Here is a 19,738-nt window from a genome sequence, read left to right as displayed (position 1 = left end):
AATCTCGGGAAGAAATTGCACTGATAATAGAAGCGATTATCAATTGCGTTGAGGGGGCCGCTTTATTACAGTATCCGCCGCGAGACTGAGCACCATAGCCAGATCATCCAAGGGAGAAATGATGAGCATTGCACAACGCATTCATGAGCTGCTGGCACAAGATCCCAGCGCCCATCCCTCCAGCATCGCCACCCAGTTGGCGGTCAGTGAATGGGAGGTGGTGCGCCACCTGCCCGCCGAATTGATGACCCAAGTCCCGGCCGATCAGGCCGAAGCCCTGCTGGCGGATCTGGCCAGCTGGGGCCCTGTGACCACCATCGTCGAGTCCGATGGCTCCATCTTCGAGGTGAAGGCGCCCTTCCCGAAAGGTAAGACGGCCCGTGGCTACTACAACCTGATGGGTCGTGATGGCGAGATGCACGGTCACCTCAAGCTCGACAACGTGGTCGGGATTGCGCTGGTCAGCAAGCTGTTCATGGGCAAAGAAGGTCACTCCTTCCAGTTCTTCGGCCACAGCGGCCGCTGTATTTTCAAGGTCTATCTGGGACGTGACGAGCAGCGCCAGCTGCTGGCCGACCAGGTGGAGCGTTTCATGGCCCTGCGCCATCAGTATCAAGAGGAAGTGAAAGCATGAGTGAACGTCAGGAACGTCTGCAGAACCGTCTGCAACCGGAGATCCGTGAGTTTCGTGACGGTTGCCGTACCCTGCAACTCGCGACCGTGGACAGCGAAGGCAACCCCAATGCCAGCTATGCCCCCTTCGTGCTGCAGGAAGATGGCTACTATGTGCTGATCTCCGAGATCGCCCGCCATGCCCGCAACCTGCAACAGGTGCCGAAGGTTTCCTTGATGCTGATCGAAGACGAGACCGGTGCCCGTGAGCTGTTTGCCCGCAAGCGCCTGACCTTCGATGCGGTTGCCGAAGTGGTGGCACGCGATGACGTGCGTTGGGAAAAGGCCATCGGGGCCCTGGAAGGGCGTTTTGGCGAGATCGTCAAAGGCCTGTCCAACCTCAAGGACTTCGTGCTGTTTCGCCTCAAGCCCGAGCAGGGTCTGTTCGTCAAGGGCTTCGGCCAGGCGTTCCGGGTCTCCGGTGACGAGCTGGTGGACTTCGTGCACCTGGTGGAAGGCCACAAGCGCGTCGACAACGGCGCCGAGCTGACCAGCGAGACCGACGCACCGGTCTGATGATGCATCCTTAAGATGAAAAACGGGCAGCCTTTGGCTGCCCGTTTTGTTATCTGGCGCGACTCGCGCCGACTCAGTCCTGCCAGGAGGCCCGGTTGGGGAAGGCGCTGCGATCGGCCTGGGTAGCGGTCTCGTTGCACTCGCCCCGGATCTTCCAGGAGGTCTGGCTCAGTACGATGTAACCCGTGTGGCAATACTTGCGCTCTGCCAGGGTCTGGGTCAGTTGTTCGTCCTGCAGCGCGTCACGGCGCTCCAGCAAGCTCTTGCTGTTGCGACTGAGGCGACTGTCATCGTCTTGCAACCGGCTCGGCAGCATGTCGTAGGGGGCCGCTTCGAAGGTGAAGCGTTTGCTCCCCTCTTCATTGATATGGGTCCGAAACAGGGGGGCAGGGCCATCCGGTGTCGACCCCGGCAAGCCGGCGCAGGCGGTGAGCAGTGGTAACAGCAGCATGCAGACAGCGGCAGGCAATAGACGCACAAAAGACTCCATCAGATCAGGTCGACAGGGGCGGGCAGCTTAACACGCTACCGCCACTGGGGTGGCGCCGAGCAGCTCATCCGTGGTGAGCAGGGTCACGCTTCTGCCCTCTGGCAGGCTGAGGTGGCGCCACATCCAGTGGTGATGCTCGATGATCTGCTCCGCAGTGAGGTGAGGCCTGTCCGCCGTGGTGTGAGCATCGGTGAGTACCGTCACGTCAAAACCCTGACCCGCCGCGCTGCGCAGGGTGGTATCGACGCAAAAATCGGTGGCACAGCCGCAGATCAGCAGCCTGTCCACCGCCTGCTCCGCCAGCAAGAAGCCGAGCTCGGTGCCGAGGAAGCTGTCGCAGGCGGTCTTGCGCACCCGGCTCTCCGTGGGCTGCGGGGTCAGGTCGGCGTGCAGTTGCCAGCCCGGGCTGTGGGGCTCGAGTTCCGAGCCCGGCTCGTCATGCTGGACATAGATGACACGGCCCTGACTGGCGCGCACGCTCTGTGCCAACCGGTTGATGTTGGCGATGACCTGCGCGTCCTGATGGCGGGGTTGTGCGAACAAGCCCTGTTGCATGTCGATGATCAGTAACACATCCATATGAGTTCCTCAGAACCCGCCCACCATCATGCTATGAGACGCCATTTGGTCACATATACCACTACAAAACCATGATTTATTAGCATAAATCACTGTTTTTGCACGGCTATACGCCCTCATTGACGAGGTCTCGCGACTGACGATGGGCAGGATCCTTGCCGATTGTCAGGGTTGCAGCCACTGGCTGCAGTCACGACTGCGGGATTGATGCAGTGCGCCCATATCTTGCTTCATTTCATCGGCATTTAGCCAGCGTTCCGGCAAGGGGGCGATGCGAACGCTGACATCGGCACTGCGACCGGCGGCGGCCTTGTCATCGGTCTGCGGCACTATCAGCGCCACCTTGAGGGCCGGATTGCGGCTGGCGATGCGACTGGCGATGCCAAGCCCGCCTTCCACGTGGAAGTTACCGGCGATGTGCATGACGCGCTGGCCGGGGTGTTTGGCCAGGTAGTTGACCATGCTCTCGGCCATGGTGTCGTCCCAGCTGGTCTGGGCGGCGAAGCGGCGGGCATTGCTGTCGGCATCGCCGTGGTGCATGGAGGCCATGAACTTCTGGCGATAGCCATCGTCACCCAGGGTGAGGGTCTGGGCGAGCTGGCTGCGGCGGCTGGCGGGCAGCTTGTCGAGCCAGGCAGGCCCTTCCTGACCGACACAACTCACCAGCGGCTTGGGGGCGTTGGCGGCGATGACCGGCAGGTGCTGCGCCTTGGCGAACTCCACCAGCGGGCGATAGTCGCTCGGGTAGTTGGGCCAGGCATTGCCCTCGCGGATCAGCGCCGCTTCACCGATGCGACCGGCCAGATAGGCATCCAGGGTGGGCTGATCGGCGCGGGTGAACTGCTCCATGGAGAGCGCCAGGCCTCGTCCGTCATTGCGGGAGCGCTCGGTCAGCCCGGCCAGCAGGTTGGTCTGCAGCAGGTGCACGGCGGGATGGGTATGCAGCTCGCCCACCAGCACGACATCGGCATCCGCTACTTTGTCCAGCGCCTGGGCCAGGCTGAGTGGCTGCTGGCTCTGCCCTTCGCTGAGTTGATAGTGATAGAGGGTGTGGGGCGCTGTCTGCGGTGGCGTGGCGCAGGCGGCCAGCAGCAGGGGCAGGGCGAGCAGGGGCAGTCGTCGAGTCATGGTATCTCACTCACAAAGGCAGAGATTGGCAAAAGCGCGGCACCATACGATGGCAGCATGGCGAGCAGGAGAAAAGAGGCGGCTAGTGTAAAACTGAATGAAGACAAAAGAAAATGAGAATGATTCAGTTTATTATTGATCTTTGTTGTGAGCTGGGTAATATGCCTCCCGCTTGATAATAATTCTCAATAAGGATTTTGCAGTGGCGCACAACAACACCCCATCATTGATTGCCCTCGCCGTGGCGGCGGGCCTTATGTCCCCCGCTTTTGCCGCAGACAAGAAAGCAGATGAAGTCATGGTCGTCAGCGGCTCCCGGATGGAGCAGAAACTGGAAGACGTCTCGGCTCCCATTGCCGTCATCACCTCCGAACAGATCGAAGAGCAGGTCGTCAGCAACGTCGCCGACCTGTTCCGCTACGAGCCTGGCGTGAGCGTGCAAGGCGGGGCGGGCGATGCCCAGACCTTTACCATCCGCGGCATGAGCGAGAACCGGGTGAAGGTAGTGCAAGATGGCGTGCGCCAGAATGACGCCTACAAGAATGGCGGTGTCGGTCAGACCTATTTCGATACCGACATGATCAAGCAGATTGAAGTGGCCAAGGGGCCGGCCTCTGCCGCTTATGGCTCCGATGCTCTGGGTGGCGTCATCGCCATCACCACCAAGGATGCCAGCGATTTCCTTAAAGGCCGCGACAGCTATCTGGACGCGACCACCGGCTACGCCTCCAGTAGCCACCAGAACATGGCTGGCTTCACCGGCGCCCTGCGCACCGGCGATTTCGAGAACCTGCTGCGCTACACCTGGCGCGATGGTGGTGTGACCCAGAACTACGACGGCGACAAGAACGAGTTCGACATCGTCAGCCAGGCCGTGCTGTTCAAGAGTAAATGGAACATCAACGACGATCAGTTCCTGAAACTGACCGTCGACTACTTCACCGAAGGCCAGGATCCGGATGCCGTCGACCTGACCAAGGCGGGCTCCGTCTTCAATCAGCCGATCACCGATAAAGACACCGACAACGTCTCTGTGGTGCTGGATCACGGCATCGCCCTGAACGCGGCTTGGGTCGATCGCATCGACAGCAAGGTCTATTACGCCCGCACCAAGCAGACCCTGGATCAGTACGCCTCCTCCAAGTACCCGGTCAACCCGCGCAACCCCTATGTGACCAAGAACTCTCTGGATCACAACGGCTTCGAACAGAAGAGCCTGGGTGCCCAGGTGAAGTTCAGCAAGGCACTCGACAGCCAGCGCCTGGCCTGGGGTGTGGAGTATGAGCACACCGACAACGAGCGTACCCGCTTCAAGGCGCCGACCGTACCGGGTGACTTCGTTGGCTACAGCGAGCTGAGCTTCCCGTCCACCACCAGCGAGCGCAGCGCACTCTGGGCCTTCGACGAGATCAAGTTCGGCGAGCGCTGGGTGCTGACCCCGGGTGCCCGTTACGAATACTACAAGATGACCCCGGACGAGGATCCCGCCTACACAGGGGAGAACCTGCAGAAGGTTTCCGAAGGGGAGTTCTCGCCCAAGCTGGGTCTGGTGTTCAAGGCGCACGAGGCGGCCAACCTGTTCGCCCAGTACAGCCATGGCTTCAAGGCGCCGATGTATGACAGCGCCTTCTCCACCTTGAACCACCAGGCATACGGCTACCGTATCGAGCCGAACCCGAACCTCAAGTCCGAGAGCAGCGACGGCATCGATCTGGGTGTGCGTGGCAGCGCCGGCGGCTTCAGCTATGAAGTGGCCACCTTCTACAACAAGTTCGAGGACTTCATCGAGCTGGCGCAGGTCGGCACCGAAGGCCGCACCGCCGTCTATCAGTACCAGAACCTGGATAAGGCAACCACCAAGGGTGCCGAGGTCAAGGCAGATTACTGGTTGAACGATCTGGTCAACGTCTGGGGTAACCTGGCCTACATTGATGGCAAGGATGGCGATGGCAACTACATCAACAGCCTGAGCCCGCTCAACGGCAGCGTCGGTCTGCGTCTGGAGCAACCGAACTGGAACATCAACACCGCCCTGCGCTTCGCCGATGACATGGACAAGGTGCGCAAGGATGCCAAAGGCAACGACAACATCACCAGCGCCGGTTGGGGTGTCGTAGACATCTTCGCCCAGTTCAAGCCGATGCAGGATCTGCAGCTTAACGTCGGTGTGTTCAACTTGTTTGACAAGGAATACGTCAGCTACGAGAGCATCACCGGTCTGGCCGCGTCCAGCAGCACCAGCAACCTGACCGAGCCGGGCCGCAACCTGAGCGCCCGCGTCAAGTACGTGTTCTGATACGCAAGCACATAACGGTAATGACAAAGGGGCCCTCGGGCCCCTTTTTGCTGTGTACGACATCTGGCCAGCGCTACTTCGGTGCCAGCTCGCCATAGAAGTAGGAGGCGGTCACCCCGCCGTCGATGAGAAAGTCGCTGCCGGTGATGAAGGCACCGTCTGGTCCCATCAACAAGGCGGCCAGATTGGCTATCTCGTCCGGTGTCCCGGCGCGCTTCGCCGGGCAGAGGGAGAGCATGCGGCGATAACCTTCCCCGCGCGGCCCGCTCAGCTCGTCCTTGGCCAGGGGGGTGATGACGATGCCCGGGCTGATGGTGTTGACGCGCGCCCCGCGTTTGCCCCAGCGCACGGCCTCGGCCATGACCCGCAGTGCGTTGGCACGCTTGGACAGCTGATACGCGTGCAGGGGATCCTGCACCTGACTCGGTTGCAACATGGGCAGGGCCAGCAATTCCTCCACCGGGGTGGTTGCCAGCAACGCATCCTGCTCGGCACTGAGCGCCCCCAGTCGATGGCCGGACTGGGAGGCGATCACCACAGCGGCCCCTCCCGGTGCAATCACCTCACCAAAGGCATCCAGCACCAGCGCGGTGCCGTATAGATCGACCCGCAAGATCACCTCGGGCGTGGCTTGGGACGGCGACACACCGGCGGCATGGATCACCCCGCTCACGGTGCCGATGGCCGTGGCCGCGTGCACCAGCGTCTGTACCGAGGCGGGCGATGCCACATCGACACACATGGTGCTCACCACGAAGCCGGCCTCGCTCAAGGTCTTGGCGGCCGCGTCGGCGTTTTCCTGGCGCAAGTCTGCCAGCAGCACATGTTTGCCGGCCCCGACCCGGCGGGCGATGGCCTGGCCGATGGAGCCGGTACCAATGAGAACGATCACGTCTTTGTTCATGAGAATGTCCTTGCCTTGAAGCTGTGGTGAAGGCCGCTTGCCGTTGCAAACGGGCTCAGGTGTCGCGTGCGGGCACCGCCAGGGTATCGGCGGCGCCCGCTTGGGTGATGTGAGCCTAGAGGGCCAGCCTCAGTATGCCGGTCACCACCTCCCGGTCATAGGTGTCGGCCAGTCCGAACCAGCGGGCGTTGCCCAGTACATTGTCAACGATGACGGGCAGCTGCTGCGCCGTGATGCCCAGTTGCGACAGCCGGGTCGGCGTCCCTATCTTGTCAAACCAGGCCTCCAGTGCGGCTATGCCTTCCTGCGCCGTCGCCACCCCAAACAGCTGCTGTGCGAAGCGGGTGAACTGCCCCGGGTTGCGCTCCTGATACCACTTCATCCAGGCCGGCATGATCACCGACAGACCAGCGCCGTGGGGCACGTTGAACAGGGCCGAGAGGGAGTGCTCCATCATGTGGTTCGGGTAGCCAAACCCCGAGGTGCCGGCATAGGTGATGCCGTTGAGCGCCAGGGTCGCCGCCCAGGCAAACTCGGCGCGCGCGTCATAGTCGAGCGGATCGGCCAGCAGCGCTTCGGTCGTCTCCAGCACGGTGGCGATGACGGATTCCACCAGTCGGGATTGGAGACGGGGCTGCATGCTGGCGGTGAAATAGCCTTCGGTGGAGTGGGCAATGATGTCGGCGGCTGAGTAGACCAGATAGTCTCGGGACACCGTCTGCATCAGCGCCGGGTTGACGATGGAGACCCGGGGGAAGCTGTGCACCGAATTGATCGCAAACTTCTCCTTGGTCACCTCGTTGGTGACGACGGCGCCCGCGTTCATCTCGCTGCCGGTGGCCGCCAGGGTGAGGATGGCGAAGATGGGCAGGGCCGAGGCTATCTCCCCCTTGCCGATGAAGAGGTCCCACACATCTCCCTCGTAACGGGTGCCGGCGGCGATGGCCTTGCTGCTGTCGAGCACGGATCCCCCGCCCACGCTGAGTACCGCATCCACCTGATGGTCGCGGGCCTGGGCGATGGCCTCGCGCACCTTGGAGAGCAAGGGGTTGCTGACGATGCCGCCACACTCCACCAGGCTGATGCCGTGGGCCGCCAGACTCTGGCTGACGGTGGCAAACAGGCCATCGCGCTTGATGCGCTCGCTGCCATAGGTCAGCAGCACCTTCTTGATGCCGTGCTCGGCCAGGATGGCGCCAATCTGTTGTTCCTTGTCCTTGCCAAATTCGATGCGGGTCGGGTTGTAGAAGCTGAAGTTATCCATGGGGAAGTCCTATGCCTGGCACGGGGTGTGCCGATGGCGTGAACTTTAGGCGCGCAATAGGGATTGCACTAGAGGGTAAAGTGGTGAATTAATTACAACCAAATGATGTAAATACCCGGGATCCATCATGATCAACGAACTGCGTTCCATCACCACCTTCGTGCGCACCGCCGAGCTTGGCAATCTCAGCAAGGCCGTCGAGGCGCAGCAGATCTCGCCCCAGGCTGCCAGCAAGGCGCTGGGGCAGCTGGAGGCTTATCTCGGGGTTCGCCTGTTCCATCGCACCACCCGCAGCATGTCGCTGACCGAGGAGGGGCAGCGCTTCCTGGAGGCGACCCAGCCCTCACTGCTCGGCTTGCAGCAAGCGCTGCAGACGGTGCGACAGGCGCGGGAGGAGAATGCCGGGCCGCTGCGCATCGTCGGGCCGCGCACCGTGTTGCAGCCGATCATTGGCCCGGTGCTCGATGAATATTGCCGCCTCTATCCCGCCGTGCAGCCGGAGATCCAGCTCGATGACAGGGTCGGTAACTGGGTGGCGGACAGGGTGGATGTGGGCTTTCGACTGGGCAATGCGCCCGAGGAGGGGCTGATCGCCCGCCGCCTGTTTCCGCTGCAGCTCATCATCTGTGCCAGCCCGGTTTACTTGCGCAAGCACGGGGTCCCCCAGGGGCTGCAGGATCTTGGCGCGCACCGTTGCAGCGCCTTTCGCCGCAGCAGTGACGGACGCATAGCGCCCTGGCGCGTGCAAGTCGGGGACGAGGTGCAGGAGCGGCTCGTCACCCCGGCGTTTTCCACCAATGACGAGGAGGTGGAGCTGCGCGCCGCGCTGACCGGGACCATCATGGGCCAGTTTGCCGGCTCCACGGCGGCGCCTCATATCCGCGCCGGGCGGTTGATCCCGCTGCTGCTGGAACATGTCTGCAGCGACTACAGCCTCTATCTCTATTACGGCAGTCGCGCGGCGCAGCCTGCCCGGGTGCGCCGCTTCATCGATCTCGTCATCGAGCGGCTGGCCGAGCGTCAGGAGCTGGTGCTGGGGGCGGCGGAGTTGCAACAGGCTCACGTCCGTGGCATGGCGGCTTTGCGCGAAGGCACATGAACGCATGAGGTGGGGGAAGTGTCATTTAATAGGGTGAACTCTGTGACAGAGCTTCAACTTTATTGATATCGATGGCGGTTACTGCCCCTTGCCACTGGGGATCCCGCTACCAAGTTGGGTTATCATTTGTGCCCCTTGCGCCCTTGCCGAGTCTCTATGCCCGCCTTCTCCTGGTTAGCCCTGTTCTTCAGTGCCTTCTACTTCGTCTATGGCGCTTACTTGCCGTTCTGGTCGCTCTGGCTGGAGGGGATAGGGGTGAGCGCCGAGCAGATCGGGCTGTTGCTGGGGGCCGGCATGGCCATTCGCTTCGCCGGCAACCTGATGGTGATGGGCCAGATCAAGGGGGCGGCCCAGCTGCTGCCTGTCACTCGCCTGCTCTGTCTGCTGAGCCTGCTGGCCTTCCTCGGCTTCTATCTCAGCCACAGCCTCTGGTGGCTGGTGGTGCTGACCCTGGTGGCGAATTTCATCTACCCGACCCTGATGCCGGTGGGGGAGGCGCTGGCCACCCGCATGGTGGTACAGGTGCACCTCGACTACGGCAAGGTGCGGCTGTTCGGCTCCTTTGCCTTTATCGTCGCCTCTACCTTGGTGGGGGCCCTGGTCAGCAACTTCGGCACTGACTGGGTGCTGCACACCATGGCGGCAGGGCTGTTGGCGATGCTGCTGCTCAGTGCGCTGCCGCTGCGGCCGGCGCCACAGGATCTCAAGGGGGAGCGGGCCAGGGCCTCCCTGAAGGAGACGCTGAAATCTGCATCGGTGCGGCGTTTTCTGCTGATAACCGCCCTGCTGCAGGGCAGTCATGCTGCCTACTACGGTTTCAGCGCCATCTATTGGAAGGCAGAAGGCTACAGCGGCACCATCATCGGCTATCTCTGGGCGCTCGGGGTGGTGGCGGAGATCTGCATGTTTGCCGCCGACAAGCGCTTCCTCCAGCGGTTCGGGGCCCAGACCCTGTTCCTGGTCGGCGCCGCCGGCTGCGTGCTGCGCTGGACGCTGCTCGGTGCCTCCAGCGAGCTATGGGTGCTGGTGATCGGCCAACTGCTCCATGCGGTTACCTTCTGTGTCAGCCATCTGGGGGCCATTCGCTTCATGACCCGCCAGCTGCCCGCCGAGCAGATGATCCCGACTCAGGGACTCTATGCCGCCTTGGGCCTCGGCATGATGGTGGCAGCCCTGATGACCCTGTGCGGCCTGCTGTTCGAGCCCCTCGGCGGCGGCATCTTCTTCCTGATGATACTAGTGGTGCTGCCGGTCTTTTTCTTGCGCTTGCGGGCCCCGGCGGTCGGGGCGCAGGCGTGAGCGGCGCTCGCCGCACTGCATGACACTGGCCCGCCGGCTCTTTAGACTGGCGGGGCTCTCAACACCTCTGGACAAGGGAATTAGCTAGATGCACCAAGGATGGCTGCTGATCGGGTTGTCGCTCGCCTATCTGGGCTTGTTGTTCCTCATCGCCTTCGTGGCGGATAAAAACAAGCGCCGCCGCCTCAAGGGCCAACCCCTGCTCTACAGCCTGTCGCTGGCGGTCTATTGCACCTCCTGGACCTTCTTCGGTACCGTCGGCCAGGCCAGCGAATCCCCCTGGTCCCCGGTGCCCATCTACCTCGGCCCCATGCTGGTGTTCCTGTTCGGCTGGCGGCTGCTGGCGCGGCTCATCCTGGTGGCCAAGCGCGAGCACATCACCTCCATCGCCGACTTCATCGCCGCCCGCTATGGCAAGTCCCAGCGACTCGCCATGGTGATCACCCTGATCGCCGTCATGGGGATACTTCCCTATCTGGTGCTGCAGCTCAAGGCCATAGTGACAGGGCTGGATCTGCTGATGGCTAATGCTGCACCAGCCGGACCCACTGGCAATACCGCGGAATTGGCGCTGGGTGTCACTGTGATACTGGCCTTGTTCAGCATTTTGTTCGGCACCCGCAATCTGGATGCCACCGAACATCACAGGGGCATGGTAGTCGCCATCGCCTTTGAGTCCGTGGTCAAGCTGCTGGCCTTCATGGCGGTGGGGGGCTTCGCGCTCTGGCTGATCCTGAGCAAACCGAGCGAGGCCCGCAGCCTGGTGGCCAGCGACTTCTTCGATGCGGTGGTGGCGGTATCCCCGGGCAGCCTGCTGGAGCTCGCCATCTATACCCTGGTGGCCATGTGCGCCGTCATCTGTCTGCCGCGCCAATTCCACGTGACTGTGGTGGAGAACAATCAGGGCCAGGATTTGCACTGGGCACGCTGGCTGTTCCCGCTCTACCTGTTCGTGATGGGGCTCTTCATCTGGCCGCTGGCACTGGCGGGCAAGCAGTGGGTGGGGGCCGGCATGGCGTCCGACACCTATGTCATCAGCCTGCCGATGTCGCTGGGTTACGACGGCATGGCGATGCTGGCGTTTCTCGGCGGCACCTCGGCGGCCACCGGCATGGTGATCGTCTGCACCATCGCCCTGGCCATCATGGTCAGCAACGATCTGGTGCTGCCGGTGCTGCTGCGCCGCTTCTGGCAACAGGGGCGGGACGAGCGACTGGTCCGCTTGCTGTTGCAGGTGCGTCGTGGCGCCATCTTGCTGATCCTGCTGGCGGCCTGGGTGCTCTATCTCTGGCTCGGCGATCTCACCAGCCTGTCGCGCATCGGCTACCTGTCGTTTGGCGCCGTGGCCCAGTTCGCCCCGGCGCTGTTGCTCGGCCTCTACTGGCGGCACGGCAATCGCAAGGGGGTCTACCTTGGGCTCGCCCTCGGGGTCAGCCTCTGGTTCCTCACTCTGCTGGCCGAAAGCGGTCTGCTGGCGGGCTCGCCGCTGGAGGCGCTGCTGGCGCCGCCGGACTGGCCCGCGTTTCGCGATCTGAGCCTGGGGGCCTGGTGCATCTTCATGAGCCTGCTGCTCAACCTGATCGGCTATGTGGCGGGCTCGCTGTTGTCGCGGGCGGCGGTGAGCGAGCGGTTGCAGGCGGCCAACTTCGTTGGCAAGCCGAGCCGGGATCAGGCGGCGCTCTACCAGGCGCGGGTCTCGGTCAAGGAGCTGGAGATGCTGGCGGCGCGTTTCGTCGGCTCAAGCCGGGTCAAGCGCGCCTTTGGCCGCTTCGCCGGCGAGCGGGGTGGCACCCTGGCGCCCCAGATGCAGGCCTCGGCGGAGCTGATTGCCCACACCGAACGGTTGCTGGCGGGGGTGTTTGGCACTTCATCCGCCCGTCTGGTGCTGGCCTCGGCCCTGCAGGGGCGCAACATGCAGCTCGAGGAGATCGCCACCATAGTGGACGAGGCCTCGGACGTGTTTCGCTTCAACCGGGGTTTGCTGCAGGGGGCCATCGAGCACATGGGCCAGGGCATCTCTGTGGTGGACAGGGAGCTCAAGCTGGTGGCCTGGAACCGGCGCTATATCGAGCTGTTCCACTACCAGCCCGGCCTCATCCAGGTGGGCCGCTCCATCGAAGAGATCATTCGCTACAACGCCGAGCAGGGGCTGTGCGGGCCGGGTGAGCTGGAGGCCCATGTGGCACGGCGGGTCGCCTTCATGCAGCGCGGCAGCCCTCACATCTCGGCGCGGGAGCGCCCCGATGGCCGGGTCATCGAGATGCAGGGCAACCCGATGCCGGCGGGGGGCTTCGTGATGACCTTCACCGACATCACCCCCTTCCGGGCGGCGGAGCGGGTGCTGCGCGAAGCCAACGAGCACCTGGAGGCGCGGGTGGCCGAGCGGACCCATGAGCTGTCCGAGCTCAACCGCCAGCTGCTGCTGGTGAATCAACAGGTGGAGCGGGCCAATCACTCCAAGAGCCGCTTCCTGGCGGCGGTGAGCCATGATCTGACCCAGCCGCTCAATGCGGCCAAGCTGTTCACCTCTTCCCTGCTGGAGATGCTGCCGCAGGAAGGGGAACAGGTGCGCATCGCCCGCCACATCGATGATGCGCTGGGGGCGACCGAGGATCTCATCACCGACTTGCTCGATATCTCGCGACTCGAGGCGGGCAAGTTCAAGGCCAAGCGGCTCGATTTTGCCCTGAGCGACGTGTTTGACAACCTCAAGGCGGAGTTCGGGGTGCTGGCCCAGGCGGGGGACATCCAGTTCTCGGTGGTGGAGAGCAAGCTGGCCGTTTACAGCGACGTGCGGCTGCTGCGGCGGGTGTTGCAGAACTTCCTCACCAATGCGTTTCGATACAACCCCGGTGGCCGGGTGCTGCTCGGTTGTCGCCGGCTCGGGAACAAGGTGCGCATCGAGGTGTGGGATAACGGCCCCGGCATTCCTGCCGACAAGCAGGAGGCCATCTTCGATGAATTCTCCCGTCTCGATCACTCGCGCACCGCCAAGGAGCAGGGCTTGGGGTTGGGGCTAGCTATTGCCCGCGGCATCTCGCTGGTGCTGGGTCACCAGCTCTCCCTGCGCAGCTGGCCAGAGGCCGGCTCGGTATTTGCCATTACCCTCAACCTAGCAACCCGACCGGTGATGCCGAGTCAGGCGGCGGCCCCGGCGGTGCGCGACAGCCAGCTGGAGGGGGTCAGGATCCTCTGCATCGACAACGAGGAAGACATTCTCACCGCCATGCACTCCCTGCTCAGCCGCTGGGGCTGCGAGGTGCGCTGCGCCCAGAGTCTGGTGCAGGCCGAGGAGCTCATCGGCGCTGGCTTCCTGCCGCAACTGGTGCTGTCGGATTATCACCTGGACGATGGCAAGACCGGCTTGCAGGCGCTGCACATGATCCGGCTGGCCCATGGCAATGGGGTAGGCGGCATCATCATCAGTGCGGATCGCAAGAGCGAGTTGCAGGCACAGATCCGCGAACATGGCTATGGCTATGTCAGCAAACCGGTCAAGCCGCTCAAGCTGCGGGCGCTGATGAACAGCCTGTTGTTGCCAATACAGTGAACGGCATCACAAAATCAAACGATGACGAATTGTAACGGAAATGATCACTTCGCCGATGTTGCCAGATGATACTCATTCTTCATTGCACAATCTTGACCAAGTTAAAATAGTGAGTCCCAGCTACTGTCATTTTTACTAGGTGGCGTGGCGTCTTCACTCATCTATAGTCATTCGGCGATTATTTTCATCGCAAATCAAGTTGTGCAAAAAAGGCAAACCGGATGAAAGTCCGGGACGCAAAGCCTCCGGTCTAAGGGTCAAAGTACCTAAGATAGCGGGGCCACCACAGGTTGTATCGTCCATGGGCCAAGCCATGGTGTCGATGTTGTCTGCGTTACCTGGCCGGTTGCGTTGCCTTTTTTCGTTGTTAATTCCAATAACGAAATAAGGAAGTTCAAATATGTTAAGTCCAAAATACTCCCTGCTTGCACTGCTGGTCGGGGGGCTTTGCACTACCTCCGCCTTCGCGGCCGCACCCGGTAAGCCCACCATAGGCACGGGCCCTACCAAGTTTTCCATCGTTGAAGTCAATCAGTCCGCCAGCGCCTACAACCAGCTGGTGACCGTCCATGCGGATGGTGCCCCGGTCAGTGTGACCTGGAACCTCTGGTCAGGTGATGTGGGCCAGACCGCCAAGGTCCTGCTCGATGGCAAGGAAGTCTGGTCCGGCCCGGCGTCAGCCGCAGGCACCGCCAACTTCAAGGTGACCAAGGGCGGTCGCTACCAGATGCAGGTAGCCCTGTGCAACGCCGATGGCTGCACCCTGTCCGACAAGAAAGAGTTGATGGTGGCCGACACCGACGGCAGCCACCTGGCGCCGCTCAATGCGCCGCTGCAGGAGAACAACAAGCCCTATACCAACAAGTCCGGCAAGGTGGTCGGTGCCTACTACGTCGAGTGGGGCGTCTATGGCCGCAAGTTCACCGTGGACAAGATCCCGGCTCAGAACCTGACCCACATCCTCTACGGCTTCACCCCCATCTGTGGTGGCAATGGCATCAACGACAGCCTGAAAGAGATCTCGGGCAGCTTCGAGGCGCTGCAGCGCTCCTGTGCCGGTCGGGAAGACTTCAAGGTTTCCATCCACGATCCCTGGGCGGCCGTGCAGATGTCACAGGGCAACCTCAGCGCCTGGGATGAGCCCTACAAGGGCAACTTCGGCAACCTGATGGCGCTCAAGAAGGCCAACCCCAATCTCAAGATCCTCCCCTCCGTGGGGGGCTGGACCCTGTCCGATCCCTTCTTCTTCTTCGGTGACAAGGCCAAGCGTGACATCTTCGTCGCCTCCATGAAGGAGTATCTGCAGACCTGGAAGTTCTTCGATGGCGTGGACATCGACTGGGAATTCCCGGGTGGTCAGGGCGCCAATCCCAGCCTGGGTGGCCCGAACGATGGTGCCACCTATGTGGCGCTGATGAAGGAACTGCGCGCCATGCTCGATGAGCTGGAAGCCAGCACCGGTCGTCAGTATGAGTTGACGTCGGCCATCAGCGCCGGTGGCGACAAGATTGCCAAGGTCGACTATCAAGCGGCCCAGCAATACATGGACCACATCTTCCTGATGAGTTACGACTTCAGCGGCGCCTTCGACCTGAAGAACCTGGCCCATCAGACCAACCTGTTTGCATCCAGCTGGGATCCCAATACCAAGTACACCACCGACAAGGGTGTCAAGGCGCTGCTTGGCCAGGGCGTGACGCCGGGCAAGATAGTGGTCGGCGCCGCCATGTATGGCCGTGGCTGGACCGGGGTCAATGGCTATCAGGCCGGCAACCCCTTCACCGGCAGTGCGACCGGCCCCATCAAGGGCACCTGGGAGAATGGCGTGGTGGATTACCGCGACATCGTCAACAACCGCATGGGCGCGGGCTGGGAGCAGGGCTATGACGAGACCGCCGAGGCGCCTTACGTGTTCAAGGCCAGCACCGGCGAGCTCATCAGCTTCGACAACGACCGCTCGGTCAAGGCCAAGGGGCAGTATGTGCAGGCCAACCAGCTCGGCGGCCTGTTCGCCTGGGAAATCGATGCGGATAACGGCGACATCCTCAACGCCATGCACGAAGGGCTTGGCAACGGGGACGGCGGCACCACGCCACCGGTCAACAAGCCGCCTGTGGCCAATGCGGGTAGCGATCTGAGCGTGACCGGCCCGGCCGAAGTGACGCTCAATGGCAGCGCGTCCCACGATCCGGAGAGCGGTGTGCTGAGCTACAGCTGGAAGCAGGTCTCGGGCCCGCAGACCACGCTGCTCGATGCCACCCAGGCCAAGGCCCGTGTGGTACTCAATGCCGTCAGCACTGACATCAACCAGGTGTTCGAGCTGACCGTCACCGACGATCACAACCTCACGGCTAAGGATCAGGTTGTGGTGACCAACAAGGCGCCGCAGCCGAACCTGCCACCGGTGGTGACAGTGCCTGCTACCGCCAGCGTCGAATCCGGCAAGCAGGTGACCATCAAGGCCACCGCCTCCGATCCGAACGGCGATGCCCTGACCTATCAGTGGAGCCTGCCTGCGGGTCTCACCGCCACCGGTCAGAACAGCGCGACCCTGGTGGTCACCGGCCCGAGCGTGACCAGCGACACCGCCTATGACCTGACCCTGGTGGTCACCGACGGTTCCCTGGATGCCAGTGCCGGCACCCGCCTGACCGTCAAACCGGCCAGCACGGGCGGTGGCTGCAGCACCACGGATCCGGATGCCGCCAATCACCCGGCCTGGAGCGCCAGCACCGTCTATAACACCGACGCCAAGGTGAGCCACAAGCAGCTAGTGTGGCAGGCCAAGTACTGGACCCAGGGCAACGAGCCAAGCCAGACTGCGGATCAGTGGAAGCTGCTCAGCCCGGTGCAGCTCGGCTGGAATGCCGGTGTGGCGTATAACGCCCAGGACATCACCACCTATAACGGCCGCAAGTGGAAGGCTCAGTACTGGACCAAGGGCGATGAGCCCGGCAAGGCCGCAGTCTGGGTTGACCAGGGCGCTGCCAGCTGTAACTGAGTGTCATCACTCAAGCAATGGGGCCCAGTGCCCCATTGCTTTCTCCCCATTCCTTCCCGACCTGCCAGATCTTCTCAATCTGCTTTCAGAACGTCGTAAATAAGCGCCTACGCGCACTAGAGGACACTTTCAATGCACCATGACAGCACGCAGTGGATGGCCAAACTCTCCATCCTGGGGCTGGCGATCCTGAATGTCAGCCCGCTGGCGATGGCCCAGCAGAGCAGCACGACCGGCGAGTTTCGTAAAGATCAGAGCAGCCCCAAGGTGTATAGCCAGGAGGGCTTGGTGGATAACTTCCCCCAGCAGTTGCCGGTAGGGGCGACCTTCGCCCCGCTGCTGACGGCCTGGGACGCCGATGATGGCGATCTCACCGCCAGGCTGGTGCAGCTTAGCGGGGTCAACACCCAGCTGCCCGGGCAATATGTGGCGAAATATCAGGTCACGGACAACGGCCTACCCACAGTGGATGGCTTCAAGGGGTGGGGCAAAAGCACCACCACCTATTCGTTGCCGGTGACCGTCTACGATCCGGCGCTCCAGCAGCCGGAACACAACATCACGCTGGGAGCGCTCTGGCAGGATGGCGATGTCTCGGCTCAGAGGATACTGTTGGCACCGGGACAGGCGCTGAGCCGCAGCATCCTGATCGATGGTGGCTCGCTGCCGCTGCTGGGTGACAAGCTGACGGTCACCACCTTTCAGTTCCAGGAGGCCCAGTGGGGGGGTAACAACCGCCAATTCACCGTCATGCTGACCGACATGGAGAGTGGCGAGCAGATTGCGAATGTGTCGGCCACCGTCGCCAGCACCCGTCTGGTGCTCGCCGAGCCCGTCACTTTGCAGGCAGACAAGGAGTATCGCCTCACCCTGAGCTACCTCGCCGGCCCAAATAGCCAAGGCTTCAGACTCAATGCAGACGGCGACTTCTGGCTGCAAGGGGAGGGCCAGCAGACACAGGCGCTCAACTCCTATGCCCAGGTGCTGGCGGATCCCGCGAACCAGCTGGCGTTCGATCCCGGTCTGAGCCGTCCGCTCAAGGAGAAGATGCTGAGCAGCAAGGGCGGCAACGAGGCGCTCTATATCCGTAAGTTGCCCGCTGCCGAGGCGCAGGATCTGACCTACGTCATCCAGGATCCTGCGCTCGCGAGCCTGCAGGTACAGGCGGGCGCACAGCAAGACAAGCTGGTGCTGAGCGGTCTGCGGGCGGGGGAGACCAACCTCGAGATCCGCGCCAACGGCCAGCCGGTGGATCTGGTGCGTCTGGTGGTCACCTTGCCCAAAGAGGTGAGCCTCTCCTACAGCTATATCGCCTTCCCCGGCGAGACCAAGACTCACCTGTGGGACGACGGCGCCCTGATCGAGCGCGAGCTCACCCGCCGCTACGCCCCCTACAACATCCAGCTCAAGTGGGTGGATAACGGCGTGCTGGTGCATGACTGGGACAAGGACGGCAATGGCGACTCTTATGCCGCTGACCGCTCCGAACAGGACGCACCGCTGAAAGAGGGCTGGATCCCGAACCAGGAACAGGTCTTCTCCAATCTCTATGTCCTGCGGCGCTATAAGGACGATGCCAAGGGATGCGCCGGCTCAGGCGGGGGCTCCTCCACGGGCTCGGGGCCGACCGATGCGCCTCCCCGTGAGGGTCATCGCGCCGCCTGCCCGGGCAACGCGACCGAACTCGGCCAGGCGTTGACCCTGGCCCACGAGCTCGGCCACAACCTGGGGCTGTGGCACACCAAGGACACCGATCCTAATGGCGCCGCCAATCTCATGTATGTCGGTCGCCAGGAAGGGATCTTCTTCGCGAACCAATGGCGAACCATCCACCAGACGCTGGTGGCCCGCCTCGCCGCCGGCGAGCCGGGAGTGCGCGAGGGGGCTGGCCCGGCGCAGACACCGCCACCGCTCGTCAACCAGCCGCCGCTCGCCAATGCCGGTGGCGATCTCAGCGTCACAGGCCCGGCCGATGCGGTGCTGGATGGCGCCGCCTCCCGGGATCCAGAAGGGCAGGCGCTGCGTTATCAATGGCGTCAGCTCAGCGGCACTCCGGTCATTCTCGATCGTGGGGACGAGGCGCAGGCCAGGATCGCCGTGCCCGCTAGCCAGCAAGACAGCGAGCTGGCGTTTGAGTTGACGGTGACCGATGCGCAGGGCGCGCAGGGGAAAGACCAGGTGCGGGTGCATAACGGCGCCATGGCGGTGAACCGGGCCCCGACCGTCAGCCTGCCCGCCGCCTTCACCGCCAAGGGCGGGCAGCAGCTGAACATCCAGGCCCAGGGCAGCGATCCCGATGGAGACGCGTTGGCGTATCAGTGGCAGCTGCCGGCGGGCCTGGTGGCGAGCGGGCTGGACTCCGCCAACCTGACCATCACGGCGCCGGAGCTCGGCACCGAGCAGAGCTATGAGCTGACCCTGACCGTCACCGACGGCGCGCTGGATGCCCAGGCCAGTACCCGCCTCACCGTGCAACCCAAGGCGAATTCAACCTGTGCCAGCACGGATCCCGAGGCTGCCAGGTACCCCGCCTGGCAGGGGAGCAAGACTTACATCGGCAAGGAGCTGGTGAGCCATAACCAGCTGCTGTGGCGGGCGAACTACTGGAACCAGGGCAACCCACCCAGCCGCAGCACCGGCCATTGGGCGCTGGTCAGCCAGGTACGACTCGGCTGGGAGGCAGCAGTGACTTACAACGGGGGCGATCTGGCCAACCACGGCGGGCACAGCTGGCAGGCCAGGTACTGGACCCTCGGCAACGAGCCTGGCAAGTCGGATGTCTGGTTCGACCTGGGAGTGGTCGACTGCCCATAGATCATGCCTGCCGTTTTGCGCCAGGCCTGACTGTGGCGAAGGGAACCGACAGCCACAGAGGGCCTGGTACTGGGCAAGGATGCAACAGATGCTGGGGCAGAGCGACTCGTTGAGCGCTTCACCCCG

13 protein-coding genes and 1 riboswitch are annotated in these 19,738 nt (G+C 62.8%); of the genes, 8 read left to right on the top strand and 5 right to left on the bottom strand.

The window, feature by feature from the left end; genetic code table 11:
* Positions 1-121: 121 nt before the first annotated feature.
* Both hutX and hutZ read left to right on the top strand, forming a co-directional pair.
* A complete protein-coding gene (gene hutX / locus BN1137_RS08000; protein ID WP_050718092.1) occupies positions 122-634 on the top strand; it encodes a heme utilization cystosolic carrier protein HutX in 513 nt (170 codons plus the stop codon).
* Positions 631-1,188 (top strand): heme utilization protein HutZ, encoded by a 558-nt coding sequence (hutZ, locus tag BN1137_RS07995; protein WP_050718091.1) that lies wholly within the window; start codon positions 631-633, stop codon positions 1,186-1,188. The genes hutX and hutZ overlap by 4 nt, the downstream gene beginning before the upstream one ends.
* Positions 1,189-1,261: 73 nt before the next feature.
* Here the strand turns inward: hutZ and BN1137_RS07990 are convergent, their stop codons facing one another.
* From BN1137_RS07990 to BN1137_RS07980, 3 genes are all read right to left on the bottom strand, one after another.
* Positions 1,262-1,666: a hypothetical protein gene (locus BN1137_RS07990; protein WP_050718090.1), complete on the bottom strand. Its 405-nt coding sequence runs from the start codon at positions 1,664-1,666 to the stop codon at positions 1,262-1,264.
* 39 nt (positions 1,667-1,705) lie between these two features.
* Positions 1,706-2,257, bottom strand: a complete 552-nt coding sequence (locus BN1137_RS07985) for a cysteine hydrolase family protein (protein ID WP_050718089.1) — start codon at positions 2,255-2,257, stop codon at positions 1,706-1,708.
* A gap of 165 nt (positions 2,258-2,422) precedes the next feature.
* Complete coding sequence (locus tag BN1137_RS07980) at positions 2,423-3,385, bottom strand: ChaN family lipoprotein (protein WP_050718088.1); 963 nt, start codon at positions 3,383-3,385, stop codon at positions 2,423-2,425.
* A 202-nt stretch (positions 3,386-3,587) separates the two neighbouring features.
* On the opposite strand from BN1137_RS07980, the gene BN1137_RS07975 reads away from it, so the two are divergent.
* On the top strand, positions 3,588-5,681 hold the full coding sequence (locus tag BN1137_RS07975; protein WP_050718087.1) for a TonB-dependent hemoglobin/transferrin/lactoferrin family receptor: 2,094 nt from the start codon (positions 3,588-3,590) through the stop codon (positions 5,679-5,681).
* A gap of 73 nt (positions 5,682-5,754) precedes the next feature.
* Here the strand turns inward: BN1137_RS07975 and BN1137_RS07970 are convergent, their stop codons facing one another.
* Both BN1137_RS07970 and BN1137_RS07965 read right to left on the bottom strand, forming a co-directional pair.
* The gene (locus BN1137_RS07970) at positions 5,755-6,585 is read right to left on the bottom strand and encodes an SDR family oxidoreductase (protein WP_050718086.1); all 831 of its coding nucleotides are present in this window, start codon (positions 6,583-6,585) and stop codon (positions 5,755-5,757) included.
* 115 nt (positions 6,586-6,700) lie between these two features.
* The gene (locus BN1137_RS07965; protein ID WP_050718085.1) at positions 6,701-7,849 is read right to left on the bottom strand and encodes an iron-containing alcohol dehydrogenase; all 1,149 of its coding nucleotides are present in this window, start codon (positions 7,847-7,849) and stop codon (positions 6,701-6,703) included.
* Between the two features lie 127 nt (positions 7,850-7,976).
* Between BN1137_RS07965 and BN1137_RS07960 the strand changes: the two genes are divergently transcribed.
* The 5 genes from BN1137_RS07960 (at position 7,977) to BN1137_RS07940 (ending at position 19,612) form a co-directional block, all read left to right on the top strand.
* Positions 7,977-8,948, top strand: a complete 972-nt coding sequence (locus BN1137_RS07960; protein WP_198150612.1) for a LysR family transcriptional regulator — start codon at positions 7,977-7,979, stop codon at positions 8,946-8,948.
* Between the two features lie 156 nt (positions 8,949-9,104).
* Entirely contained in the window at positions 9,105-10,247 is a 1,143-nt protein-coding gene (locus BN1137_RS07955; RefSeq protein ID WP_050718084.1) for a 3-phenylpropionate MFS transporter, read from the top strand.
* Between the two features lie 88 nt (positions 10,248-10,335).
* Positions 10,336-13,797, top strand: coding sequence for a hybrid sensor histidine kinase/response regulator (locus BN1137_RS07950; protein ID WP_050718083.1), 3,462 nt, complete (start codon positions 10,336-10,338; stop codon positions 13,795-13,797).
* A gap of 201 nt (positions 13,798-13,998) precedes the next feature.
* Positions 13,999-14,085: riboswitch (cyclic di-GMP riboswitch) on the top strand.
* 112 nt (positions 14,086-14,197) lie between these two features.
* Complete coding sequence (locus BN1137_RS07945; protein ID WP_050718082.1) at positions 14,198-16,798, top strand: glycosyl hydrolase family 18 protein; 2,601 nt, start codon at positions 14,198-14,200, stop codon at positions 16,796-16,798.
* Between the two features lie 132 nt (positions 16,799-16,930).
* Entirely contained in the window at positions 16,931-19,612 is a 2,682-nt protein-coding gene (locus BN1137_RS07940; protein ID WP_050718081.1) for a PKD domain-containing protein, read from the top strand.
* The last annotated feature ends 126 nt before the right edge of the window (positions 19,613-19,738 follow it).

Origin of the sequence: Aeromonas tecta (assembly GCF_000820185.1) — a bacterium.
Taxonomy (GTDB): domain Bacteria; phylum Pseudomonadota; class Gammaproteobacteria; order Enterobacterales; family Aeromonadaceae; genus Aeromonas; species Aeromonas tecta.
The sequence above is the reverse complement of the archived record's forward strand: the minus strand, read 5'-3'. Positions and strand labels throughout refer to the sequence as shown.

Bases quoted from the DNA above. Each gene is read 5' to 3' on its own strand.
- hutX (WP_050718092.1), top strand. From the start codon at position 122: ATGAGCATTGCACAACGCATTCATGAGCTGCTGGCACAAGATCCCAGC.
- hutZ (WP_050718091.1), top strand. From the start codon at position 631: ATGAGTGAACGTCAGGAACGTCTGCAGAACCGTCTGCAACCGGAGATC.
- BN1137_RS07985 (WP_050718089.1), bottom strand. From the start codon at position 2,257: ATGGATGTGTTACTGATCATCGACATGCAACAGGGCTTGTTCGCACAA.
- BN1137_RS07980 (WP_050718088.1), bottom strand. From the start codon at position 3,385: ATGACTCGACGACTGCCCCTGCTCGCCCTGCCCCTGCTGCTGGCCGCC.
- BN1137_RS07970 (WP_050718086.1), bottom strand. From the start codon at position 6,585: ATGAACAAAGACGTGATCGTTCTCATTGGTACCGGCTCCATCGGCCAG.
- BN1137_RS07965 (WP_050718085.1), bottom strand. From the start codon at position 7,849: ATGGATAACTTCAGCTTCTACAACCCGACCCGCATCGAATTTGGCAAG.
- BN1137_RS07960 (WP_198150612.1), top strand. From the start codon at position 7,977: ATGATCAACGAACTGCGTTCCATCACCACCTTCGTGCGCACCGCCGAG.
- BN1137_RS07955 (WP_050718084.1), top strand. From the start codon at position 9,105: ATGCCCGCCTTCTCCTGGTTAGCCCTGTTCTTCAGTGCCTTCTACTTC.
- BN1137_RS07950 (WP_050718083.1), top strand. From the start codon at position 10,336: ATGCACCAAGGATGGCTGCTGATCGGGTTGTCGCTCGCCTATCTGGGC.
- BN1137_RS07945 (WP_050718082.1), top strand. From the start codon at position 14,198: ATGTTAAGTCCAAAATACTCCCTGCTTGCACTGCTGGTCGGGGGGCTT.
- BN1137_RS07940 (WP_050718081.1), top strand. From the start codon at position 16,931: ATGCACCATGACAGCACGCAGTGGATGGCCAAACTCTCCATCCTGGGG.